Annotated in this window: 12 protein-coding genes and 1 pseudogene; 8 read left to right on the top strand and 5 right to left on the bottom strand. The window is 42.9% G+C overall.

All coding sequences use genetic code 11. The annotated features are described in order from the left end of the window. Positions 1-1166 precede the first annotated feature (1166 nt). The 3 genes from ACTTK7_RS14705 to ACTTK7_RS14695 form a co-directional block, all read right to left on the bottom strand. Complete coding sequence (locus ACTTK7_RS14705) at positions 1167-1517, bottom strand: hypothetical protein (RefSeq protein WP_462868832.1); 351 nt, start codon at positions 1515-1517, stop codon at positions 1167-1169. Positions 1518-1541: 24 nt separating this feature from the next. Beyond that, on the bottom strand, positions 1542-2372 hold the full coding sequence (locus ACTTK7_RS14700; RefSeq protein ID WP_462868831.1) for a hypothetical protein: 831 nt from the start codon (positions 2370-2372) through the stop codon (positions 1542-1544). A 340-nt stretch (positions 2373-2712) separates the two neighbouring features. Beyond that, complete coding sequence (locus ACTTK7_RS14695) at positions 2713-3258, bottom strand: MerR family transcriptional regulator (protein ID WP_462868830.1); 546 nt, start codon at positions 3256-3258, stop codon at positions 2713-2715. A gap of 410 nt (positions 3259-3668) precedes the next feature. Between ACTTK7_RS14695 and ACTTK7_RS14690 the strand changes: the two genes are divergently transcribed. The 3 genes from ACTTK7_RS14690 to ACTTK7_RS14680 all read left to right on the top strand — a co-directional run bounded on the left by ACTTK7_RS14690 (position 3669) and on the right by ACTTK7_RS14680 (position 5125). Next, positions 3669-4106 carry a hypothetical protein gene (locus tag ACTTK7_RS14690; protein WP_462868829.1) on the top strand — a complete coding sequence of 146 codons (438 nt, stop codon included), beginning with the start codon at positions 3669-3671 and terminating at the stop codon, positions 4104-4106. Positions 4107-4219: 113 nt separating this feature from the next. Next, complete coding sequence (locus ACTTK7_RS14685; protein WP_462868828.1) at positions 4220-4639, top strand: helix-turn-helix transcriptional regulator; 420 nt, start codon at positions 4220-4222, stop codon at positions 4637-4639. A 249-nt stretch (positions 4640-4888) separates the two neighbouring features. Further along, complete coding sequence (locus ACTTK7_RS14680) at positions 4889-5125, top strand: hypothetical protein (protein ID WP_462868827.1); 237 nt, start codon at positions 4889-4891, stop codon at positions 5123-5125. Positions 5126-5305: 180 nt separating this feature from the next. On the opposite strand, the pseudogene ACTTK7_RS14675 reads toward ACTTK7_RS14680, so the two are convergent. After that, a pseudogene (locus tag ACTTK7_RS14675) lies at positions 5306-5643 on the bottom strand (arsenic resistance protein); the annotation flags it as partial. A gap of 162 nt (positions 5644-5805) precedes the next feature. Here ACTTK7_RS14675 and ACTTK7_RS14670 point away from each other — a divergent pair. The 5 genes from ACTTK7_RS14670 (at position 5806) to ACTTK7_RS14650 (ending at position 9123) form a co-directional block, all read left to right on the top strand. Further along, entirely contained in the window at positions 5806-6075 is a 270-nt protein-coding gene (locus ACTTK7_RS14670) for an SHOCT domain-containing protein (RefSeq protein ID WP_462868826.1), read from the top strand. Positions 6076-6242: 167 nt separating this feature from the next. Next, positions 6243-7652, top strand: a complete 1410-nt coding sequence (locus tag ACTTK7_RS14665; protein WP_462868834.1) for a sensor histidine kinase — start codon at positions 6243-6245, stop codon at positions 7650-7652. Positions 7653-7746: 94 nt separating this feature from the next. Beyond that, positions 7747-8082, top strand: a complete 336-nt coding sequence (locus tag ACTTK7_RS14660; RefSeq protein WP_462868825.1) for a four-helix bundle copper-binding protein — start codon at positions 7747-7749, stop codon at positions 8080-8082. A gap of 95 nt (positions 8083-8177) precedes the next feature. Beyond that, on the top strand, positions 8178-8882 hold the full coding sequence (locus ACTTK7_RS14655) for a response regulator transcription factor (RefSeq protein WP_462868824.1): 705 nt from the start codon (positions 8178-8180) through the stop codon (positions 8880-8882). A gap of 46 nt (positions 8883-8928) precedes the next feature. Beyond that, complete coding sequence (locus ACTTK7_RS14650; RefSeq protein ID WP_462868823.1) at positions 8929-9123, top strand: hypothetical protein; 195 nt, start codon at positions 8929-8931, stop codon at positions 9121-9123. A gap of 25 nt (positions 9124-9148) precedes the next feature. On the opposite strand, the gene ACTTK7_RS14645 is transcribed toward ACTTK7_RS14650, so the two are convergent. Further along, complete coding sequence (locus ACTTK7_RS14645) at positions 9149-9991, bottom strand: HD-GYP domain-containing protein (RefSeq protein WP_462868822.1); 843 nt, start codon at positions 9989-9991, stop codon at positions 9149-9151. Between the last annotated feature and the right edge of the window lie 55 nt (positions 9992-10046).

Here is a 10046-nt window from a genome sequence, read left to right as displayed (position 1 = left end):
TTTAACCGGGTATCGATGCGATTCATCAAATGGTTCCTCCTTCTCGTAAACGAATAATGGGAGCACGGGAGCGTTGGTATTTGCTTCTCTTCGTTGAACCAAGAAATGGTTCGAGGTGGAAATTTTGTTCTCGATAAGCATCCTTCCAGCAAGTAGAATAGTTTTGTAAGTTTTTTACTTTTAGGAGGTCTTGCATTGAAAAAAACAAAATTTATCACAACGATAATTCTGAATGTGTTACTAATAATTTTCGGAATAGCTATTGTAATACTGTCTTTACAAGAAGCATTTTATTCTGAACGTCATGAATTATATATCTTCCTTGGTTCTCTTATTTGCATCACAAGTATTTATGATTTATTTCGAACGAATAAAAAACTTAAGGAACTAAAAACAGAAAGTTAGGGCGCACGTACACCCATCGTTTTTATTCTAAAAATGTGTTTGTGCGAACTCCCTTTGGTCGATCTTCTGGTTCGTTTTTCAAACGATAGCCTGACGGATAAACAGCAAAAATCAAACACCCTACCTGTCATGCCATAAGCTCATTTTGGAACACCTACCCTGTAAAAGCTCAAATTCAGAAAGAGCATAAGGGAAAAATGATATCACTTCGTGCTATCCCCGGCAGTGCCGGGGTTTTTGCTTGATATCGCCAAAAAGGCGGTTTGTCACAGTTTTGTGTACAGCCTGTTCACGGTTTTGTGTACAAAACCGGAGGTATTCGACACTTCAGCGTACTGGTTCGGAAACTCTTCTTGCAGAGTGTTGGTGCAAATAGGCACGAAAGCTAGTTGTTCTATGACCGACATCGAAACGCTAACCGGCATTGTTATCATGTCTTGGTAGAGCATCCATAGAACACGTTCCGTCTCTGTTAATGACTGCTTTAGGTTTTTCTCCTCGCAGCTCGTCTGGTTATTAACGATGCTAGTTGCCGTTATGATTGTGGTGAAGTCGTTGCAGTAACCATCGACATGGGGCTTTATCCAACCGAACCTTTTCTTCGATCGATAGCCTGCATCCATACCGCCCATCTTGAAAGACGCTCAGAAGCCACAGAATCGTTTGGCTGTGCTTTCTTTTCCTTAACCATCTAAAAACAGATAAATGATGCTCATGGGCTTCCTGTGTTTGCTCTATGGCGTGCTCATGACCAACGATGGTTACATTGAATCTTCTCCAAAGGATTTCCAGAGCTTCGGAATCTTGTTCGCTTTGTGCGAGGACACGACGTAATGGGTAAACGGCTGCTTGGTTTCCGGATCCTTATAGGTATTCATCTCATACGTCTCAGTGGGAGCCGTAACCACGACTTCGGCGGCCCATTGCGCACGCTTTTTTCCCTTCGATTGACGATCACTTACCGTGATTCCCGGAACGTCTCCCTGATTCACGATCAGGTACTGTGTCATGCTATCGGAATCCGCTTCGATCTTCACGTGAAAACCGATCGTTGTTAATTCTTTTTCCAACTGCTTCACACTTCGATTCATCTTAGAGATGGTGCCTGCCATCGAATCCCCCCTCTTCTGGGTTTATCAGTTATCCTGCAGCCAGTTATAATTCAGCGGATGATTAGCTGGTAAATGCGGGTACGGCTGGTCAATCATGTCTCGTTTTAGGCGGTGCTTATGTAAGGTATTATCCAGGCACGTTCGCAAATACGCTTCGTAATGACGAACCGGTTCTTGTTTGTTGGCGATTTCTTCTTTGACTCGTTGAATGACATCAGGTGATAAGCCTTCTTGGAGATATTCTTTTTCAATGTCGGACGTATCTTGATATTCGAATGAAGAATTGTCAACTTGCTTGTTAACAATCTCAGTATTATTTAATTTATTATTATTTAGTTCAGTATTATTTAACGGCCGTTTTGGATGTTCTTTCACGTCTATTTCGTCGGTATTAGAACCGCCATTTTGGAGGTTCTGAATTTGGCGGTTATTTGAGCTTTTATTAACGGTAGAACTACTGTCATTATCAGTACCGCCATTTGGGAGGTCCTTGGTCGTTTCTTTATATTTATTGCCATCTTGGCTCCAGTCGCTCATTAAACGATAAATACCAGGAGTGATTTTATAGTAGTTTTTTCTAGGTAACCCACGACTCACTTTTTCAATGAGTTCTAATTTCACTAGTTTGTTAATTGCTCTTAGTGCCGCTTTTTCTTTGAGTGTAGTATTACGCTCGATATTTTCATATGTGCAATAGAAAAAACCGTCTTCGGTCAGCTCTTCGCGTTCACTCCAGTATTTATATAAACTAACTAACTCTGAATAAACTACAGCTTCATTAAGTCCAATTTCATGTGCTAATTTTTTATTCACTACAATACTTCCGTCTGCTCTAAGAAAATCCAAAATATCCATTAAAAAAACTCCCATCATTAATTTGATTGAGAGTCTCTCTGAATAAGGTATGTGAAAAGATAAACGTGCAAATAATAAACCTTTCCCCTTGCAAATAATATAGGAATTAGGTAAACTACTTACAAATCATATTCTTTTCTGCCCGCCAGCAGAGAAACCCTAAAGCAGTCAGTGCGTCAACACTGGCTGCTTTTTCCGTGTATTAGACTTATCTTAACTCAATGAAAAATTATAAGCAATAATGCTTGGAATAGTTTTCCTTATAGACTAATTTTAATCTAATCTAATGAGAAACTATTTTTCTGATTTCATAATTCCTTATTCTTTAAGCTAGCTATTCCTACCCCCCGAAAAGTCGAATCCAAAAGCTTTTCTTTTTAGTCTTTTCTTCTTCGTTTTTAATTTCTTCTTTAAACTCCTCTAATTCATTTTGCTCTTTCTCTTGTTCTAATAACTTTTGTTCTTGTTGATGATTTAATTGTTCTTGAATATTATCCATTTTTTCTAACAACATATTTTCGCGTTTTTCAGATGCTAATTGCTGTTCGTAAATAAAGTTTTTAAGTTCAACGATTTCTTCTCTCATGGACTCAAATTTTTCATAGGGCACTAAACCATGTTCGCCTTCAGATGTTTTTTCAGAAGAAGCATTTTCAACGTTAACAATAGAATCAATGGCTTCTTCTAAAGTATTATCAGGATGATTTTTCTTTTGAATAATTTCTTTAAATAAATTTACATCATCTTGACTGAATACTAAATAACCGACCGGATCACGATGAAAGTAATATCCTCGTTTTTCAATGAGCTTAAAGTATTTACGCACCGTAGTTTCTTTTAAACCTAGTTCTTCTGCTAAATCACTAAGTCTATACTGTAATTCCATGTAACACATATCCCTTCGTGTGTTATATAAATCTCTGTGTAGAGTATAGCACACATATGATATAGAGTAATATGTATTCTATAAACATTTGTGTATAGCGTGAAATTGTATTATTGATCGGCAAACCTAAAGAATGATTTAATTTTAACCTTTTATGTAAAACATATAATATTATGCACTTTATAAAGATCGTTAGTATTAGTGACATGCGTTTCATAACATTATATATAAAGTATACTGAAGGCAATACTATTGTCATGTAACGCATTATGACTTCCGATAAGGGCCGTTATGTCGATAAGTTTAAAACAGCATCATAGTGTTAGGTTAATTTCAAAGAGGTGAACGGAAGAATTGTTTTAAGAAATCTCCTCGTTTACAATATATGTAAACAATAGGAGGGCTAATAAATGAGATATTCGTTTGAGGTCGTTCGTTTATTATCTTCAATAGCTGTTGCTGTATTATTCTACGTTTCTTTTTTTCTTTTAACGTTAGAACCGTTAGCCCAAAATATATACGCTCGGTATTTGGCAGTGGAAGCACGGATGCTGGATCCGAAAATCCAACGTTCCCACGCCAATGGAACCCTAGATGTGTCTCATGATCAATTTGCGACGGATGTTTTAAACATGGTGGATCATTACACATTTATTCCTATAGGCATTGTTTTTATTTCTATCATTGCCACGCTCGTGGGATTATGGACGGCCAAGTATAATCAACGGGTATCCGCCAATGTATTTATGTTTGCTTCCTTTCTTTCGTTATTAACCGTTCTCCCAGCTATTCTCCAAGCCTTTTCGGGGTACATCATGTTCAAAAAAGCCAAAATAGAAATTCTTTAACGAGAACTGGGGCAAAGCAACCTAACGTTGCCCTAGGATGCGCGTATAGGTATCTTTACGTTAGCTGTTTGCACGAATAATATGGGAACCAACAGAGAGGGTGAACCAACCGTATGTTTGGATACAAATTAAAAAAAGTCAGGGAGCAAAGGGGATGGTCGCAGGAGTATCTCGCGAAACAAATCCATGTTAGTCGTCAATCTATTTCAAAGTGGGAGACGGGCAAAAATTATCCGAGTATCGAAGTGCTTCTCAGCTTGAGCGATTTATTTGATATCACCGTCGATGATTTATTAAGGAGTGATGAAAATTTGGAGGAAAAAGTCATTCAAGATAGTAAGCAAAGGCACCGATGGCCATCTTTTGTTTTATTTTGGCTTGGCGTTTTACTCGGTATTTTCCTCGTCAGCATCATCAAAAATGATGGATTGTATTGGGCCTCTATGATGGAGCCAATAATCATAACGATACTCCTGATATTTTCTATTTTTTGCATCCATAAGGGAAAAAAAGCTGTCCCCCAACGATCATAAATAAATATATATAGGCCTAGACTCAACGATTCGTTGAGTCTAGGCCTATTCATCATTATTCTATGAGAGAGTGTTCAGCATTAGCGTAATGTAAGGACGATAGATGATGTGATAATAAAAGGGAATTTATTTCCAATTGCACATACCTATGATACCCTTAGGTTAACTACTTTTACGATATCATCATTGCATTTTTCTCTTGATAAAGGGACAAATATATCTCTTTTGATGCCATGAAAGGAGAAAATCATGAATATATTGCTGGGTTTAATTTTTATACTTTGGGGAGTCTTAATTCTTTATTCTTCTCTATGGAGAATGAAAAGCAAAGAAGATTATAAAGATCATACAACATTTAATTCAAGCGGCTATATCGAGTGGGAAAGTCTTTTTAAATTAGTCAATATGATGCCGTACAGTCTGGCGAAGAGCTTTGTATTAGTCATTGGTACTTCCTTCTTAGTATTGGGAGCTTGGATCATTTAAGTGTTAAAGTTCGAATGAAAAGCTCCGCCTTAATCTTTGAGGTTAAGGCGGAGCTTTTGATCTATAAACTGCCTATAGTCGTGATTATGTTAAGTGATGAGCCTGGGATAAACCAATAGTTAAATGATCCTCAAGAGACCACTATGATTGCTTGGCACTATTTTTCAGTTGTAACAACACCTAGGCCAGGATGGCTAACACCGGTAATTCCAACAAAGGACCGATAATCAGGGCCAAAGCAATGAGCGGCTGATCGGGAAAAGCGGTCAGCACGATCGCTAAAGCAAGGGGGGAGTTTCTGGCAATCGTGGTCATGTTCAAACTGACGATGTTATCCACGGAGAAGGTAAATACTTTCCAAGGCCTTGGGCTAACAAGAAATTGATGAGATAAAAGAGCGCAAGGGGAAGCAGCATCAAAAGGATTACATGTAGGTTAGTAATCAAATACGAACCTTGAGAGGCAAACATGGCAGTAATAGCTAAACATAAAAATACGATTTGAGAAGAAGCGAAGAAAAATGATTATCTTCACGTTTTCTTCAAATTTGTATGCGATGATATTCTATATGGAGAGCATGCACGTTGGTCCAGATATTTATGGCTTGATAAGCATGGATAGGGTAGTACGCATGGGTAGGTGCCCTTGGAGGGTATAGAATAACAAGAGGAGAGATGACCATGACGGAGGAAAATATGCCAATGATGAATGGAAACATGTCGTCCATGATGTCGATGGGGATGGGCATTTGGATGCTTCTCCTGATCGCGCTGGTGATCGTGGCGATCTATACGATGGTCCATTTTATCATGTATTCTAAAAAGGACAACAAGAAATATACCTCGTCGGATGACGCCTCCTTAAATACGTTGCGGGAAAGGTTTGCTCAAGGCGAATTAACCGAAGACGAATTTGAACAAAAACGGCGGGTCCTTCAACAAGACAAATAAAGACCCAAAGAGAGCTCTCGTTTATGGACGAGGGCTCTTGCGCGTTTTGCCGTGCCCCTGCAGGGTCGTGTGCTATGATGCTAGAGAAAGGATCTTCACCTGTTCAATTAAGTGATTCAGAAAAATAGGTGTTTTACCGTCAAAAGGGGACGTGAAAGTTGCGAAGGGTGTTGACACGATTTTCTAAACATATTGCTGTAAAGTTAGCGGCTCTCTTGTTCTCCTTATTTCTCATAGTGTTAATTCCTTTTACGTTTGTCATTCATGAAGTCATTTCTGGTTTCTTTTTCGAACGCGAAGTGGAAGAAATGAAGCAAAGCGTCTCGCATTATAGTTCCATGTATGAAGAAAATGGCGCTGTGGCCACAACGGTTCTTGAAACATTGACGGCAGAATATCAGGATGTTTATGTGTTCGACGAATCGTTTCAACCAACTCGGCATATTGGAAACAACACGAACACCTTTGCCGCCGGCGTTTCGCCCGAAGAACGGGCGGACATCCAATCGGGAAGCACGGTCCAACGCGAATATACCAACGATACGACAGGGAACCAATACCTGGTGGTGGGAACAGCGCTGCAGGCCGAAGGAGAGAGGACGGCAAGCATTTATCTGTTATCGTCCCAAGCAGCGATCGACGAGGAGGTCCAAGAAGTCCAGCGACTGATTACGCTTGCCGTCATCGGGACATTTTTGTTGGCGTTTGGTGGGATCCTTGTACTGGCCCGGCGCCTCTCGTTCCCATTGCTACGGATGGAACAAGCCACCCGCCAGATCGCCAAAGGGGAACTGGAGATCCGGGTAGATCATTCGTCCAAAGATGAGGTGGGCTCCCTGGGAACAGCTATTAATGATCTGGCCCGGGATCTGAAACAATACAGGGACGCCCGGCGAGCATTTTTAGCTGATATTTCTCACGAGTTACGAACCCCGATAACTTATATTAAAGGGTACGCTCATATCCTGCAAGAAAAGTTATACGACCAGGAGGAAGACCGAGAAGCTTATTTGGCGATTCTTTCGAAGGAAACGGAGCGATTACATCGGCTGATGGAAGAATTGTTCGATCTGACGCAAATGGATGACGGCCACCTGGTATTAACCCACAAGCGGGTGGCGATCGCTCCATTGATTCGGCGCATCGTCGATGGGTTTGCCTTGCCTGCCCGCCAACAGGGGCTAGAGTTCCACGTAGACATAGAGGACGAGTTGATGGTCTACGGCGATGAACTGCGATTGGAGCAGGTGTTCACCAACCTGCTCACCAATGCTCTGCGTTACACGGAAAAAGGAAATATCTCGATTCAGGGGGCCTATCATCAGCACCATCAGCCCAGGATAACAGTGATGGATACAGGGATGGGGGTTCCTGAAGAGGAACTGCCGTTTATCTTTGATCGATTTTATCGGGTGGACAAATCGCGATCCCGAGAAGGTGGGGGAACGGGGTTGGGTCTGGCGATCGTGCGACAATTAATGCATGCGCATGATGGAGAAATTCATGTGTCCAGTACCCCGGGAGAAGGAACTTGTTTCGTTCTCATCTTTCCCTCGGTAGACACAGAAGCAACATAAACAGCCATTTTTTGCTGAATCTTCACATTTCCTTCACATGAGGAGGGGACAATAACCATGGTTCCTCGAAAGAGGAAACATCAAAAAAGAAAGGATGGTTTCAATGACCTACGAAGAATGTATTCAAGAATGTCTTCGTTGCATGGACCAATGCAACCGCTGTTTTGATGACTGTCTGAAGGAAGACGATGTGAAAATGATGGCTGAGTGTATCCGCTTGGACCGCGAATGTGCGGACATATGCGCGTTTGCTGCCAAAGCGATGCAAAGTAATAGTCCTTTTGCGAAAGAGATTTGTGCTCTATGCGCAAAAATTTGCCGGGCGTGTGGAGATGAATGCGCTGAGCATGGCGATCATCACCAGCACTGCAAAGACTGCGCCGATGCTTGCTATCGTTGTGCAGAAGCGTGCGAACAAATCGCTAAATAACATGGGCACGGGGAGCCGTTGGACCACGTCCAGCGGTTCTTTTGCTTCTATTTTACACATATATAAACCACTGCGGATTAAAGGAAGTGACGAAGGTGCAAAACAACGAGGGGTACCATATTTTGGTGGTCGACGATGAGTTCCCAATGAGACAGATGTTGCGGATCTACCTGCAGCATGCAGGTTATCACGTGACCGAAGCTTCTGGAGGACAAGAAGCCCTGGATTATTGGCACAAGCAGTCGTATGACCTGCTGGTCTTGGACCTCATGATGCCGGAAACCGATGGGTGGGCCGTTTGTGCAACGGTTCGAGGGTCCAGTGCTGTACCCATATTGATGCTGACCGCCCGGGCCGGTCTCGAGGACAGGGTGGAAGGTTTGCAGCTGGGAGCAGATGATTATTTGGCCAAACCCTTTGAAGCGAAAGAACTGATCGCCCGGATTCAGGCCCTTCTTCGCCGTTCTTATGATTTCCCTGTGTCCTTCGAACGCTCTCCAGAGATCCGACAGGGGCCCCTGCGGGTCGATCCGGAAAAACGATCGGTTTGGTGGGCGGAAGAAGCCGTTCTTTTAACTCCGAAGGAATTTGATCTGCTTCATACGCTGGTGGCGAAGCCGGGGAGGGTCTTCAGCCGGGACCTGCTGCTCGAGCAAATATGGGGGATGGATTACATGGGAGACGGGCGTACGGTCGACACCCACATGAAAAACCTCCGGTTGAAATTAAATGCCTTCTATCCAGAAAAAAACCCCATTCACACCGTCTGGGGCGTAGGATATAAATTTGACGAATGCTGACGCTGGCCCGTCAGACTCATCAGCATCAGAAAGGGGGAGACGGGGGATGAAGTGGTTGGAATGGATGGCCATAGGAGGATGTATCCTGATCGGCCTGGCCTGTTTGACGATGTCGGCGGCCTGGGCGGCGCCTATAACAACGGTGCATACCTATATGCATCAACTGTTTCTGGTATGCTCCTGGACCTTTCTTCCGCTGGGAGGCTGTTTCCTGCTTTTTTACGTGTTGATGAAAGACTAAACGGGATAGAAAAGGCAAACAAATGCTAAAGAAGACCGATCCATCGATGGATCCGGACAGTTTGGTCGATCGGAAGGTAAAAGGTATTGTCGGTTTGACTGTCCTTCACAAGGGGTAGCGTGGGAAGTCTTTCATCGATATCAATGATAATCGCTGTGGTGCCATTCGATAAGGACACCGAGGCTCCTAACGGAAAAATGCCCAAAAGCTCGCAGAATGCGCGAACGTACCGGGGGTCTAACGGACCGACTTCGCTTCGTATCATGTGAACCGCCCGATGGGGAGACACCGCTTGGAGGTACGGCCGGTCCAGGGTTAAAGCCGAATAGACGTCGACGACCGCTAAAAGGCGCACGGGATCGTCAAGATCAGAAGCCAGGACCCCATGCGGGTAGTCGCTACCATCCAAGCGTTCATGATGCCCTTGGGCCATACTGACAGTAGTAGCCGAAAATCCACGAGCTTGTAATATATCTTGACCGTGCCTGGCGTGCGTTTTGAGTAGTTTCCATTCTGTCAGGCTGGGGGCTGTTGGTTTCGTTAAAATCGATCGGGGTATCGTTGTTTTGCCTATATCATGAAGCAGCAAACCATACGCTAGCTCATGGACCTTCGGCCATTTTAAGTGTTGGGCCAGCAGGGACCCCAGAAGAAAAACATCAAAGGCATGACGGGAGGTGTACACGTCCCAATAGGCCAGTTGTTGAAATAATTGACGGATGTCTAAATCCTGCATGAGTGAGTGGAAGAGTTGTTCCAGCCATTGATAATGGGAAGGGCAATGCAATTTTCCCCCTAAACGGTAACCCGAGTCCAGCCCCAGGGTATTTTTTAAAAATAACCGACGGTCTGTAGGGCTTATATGCATGTCTATCCCCCCTCTTTTTCTATCGAGAAAAGTGTATTCCTCAACATTATGGAAA

The organism is Marinococcus tarijensis (genome assembly GCF_054971385.1).
Note: the sequence above shows the minus strand (reverse complement) of the source record. Positions and strands in the feature narration are given on the sequence as shown.

Coding starts and splice junctions, on each gene's coding strand:
- ACTTK7_RS14660 (WP_462868825.1), top strand. CDS start 7,747: ATGGTTTCAATGACCTACGAAGAATGTATTCAAGAATGTCTTCGTTGC.
- ACTTK7_RS14670 (WP_462868826.1), top strand. CDS start 5,806: ATGACGGAGGAAAATATGCCAATGATGAATGGAAACATGTCGTCCATG.
- ACTTK7_RS14700 (WP_462868831.1), bottom strand. CDS start 2,372: ATGGATATTTTGGATTTTCTTAGAGCAGACGGAAGTATTGTAGTGAAT.
- ACTTK7_RS14705 (WP_462868832.1), bottom strand. CDS start 1,517: ATGGCAGGCACCATCTCTAAGATGAATCGAAGTGTGAAGCAGTTGGAA.
- ACTTK7_RS14650 (WP_462868823.1), top strand. CDS start 8,929: ATGAAGTGGTTGGAATGGATGGCCATAGGAGGATGTATCCTGATCGGC.
- ACTTK7_RS14685 (WP_462868828.1), top strand. CDS start 4,220: ATGTTTGGATACAAATTAAAAAAAGTCAGGGAGCAAAGGGGATGGTCG.
- ACTTK7_RS14690 (WP_462868829.1), top strand. CDS start 3,669: ATGAGATATTCGTTTGAGGTCGTTCGTTTATTATCTTCAATAGCTGTT.
- ACTTK7_RS14695 (WP_462868830.1), bottom strand. CDS start 3,258: ATGGAATTACAGTATAGACTTAGTGATTTAGCAGAAGAACTAGGTTTA.
- ACTTK7_RS14680 (WP_462868827.1), top strand. CDS start 4,889: ATGAATATATTGCTGGGTTTAATTTTTATACTTTGGGGAGTCTTAATT.
- ACTTK7_RS14645 (WP_462868822.1), bottom strand. CDS start 9,991: ATGCATATAAGCCCTACAGACCGTCGGTTATTTTTAAAAAATACCCTG.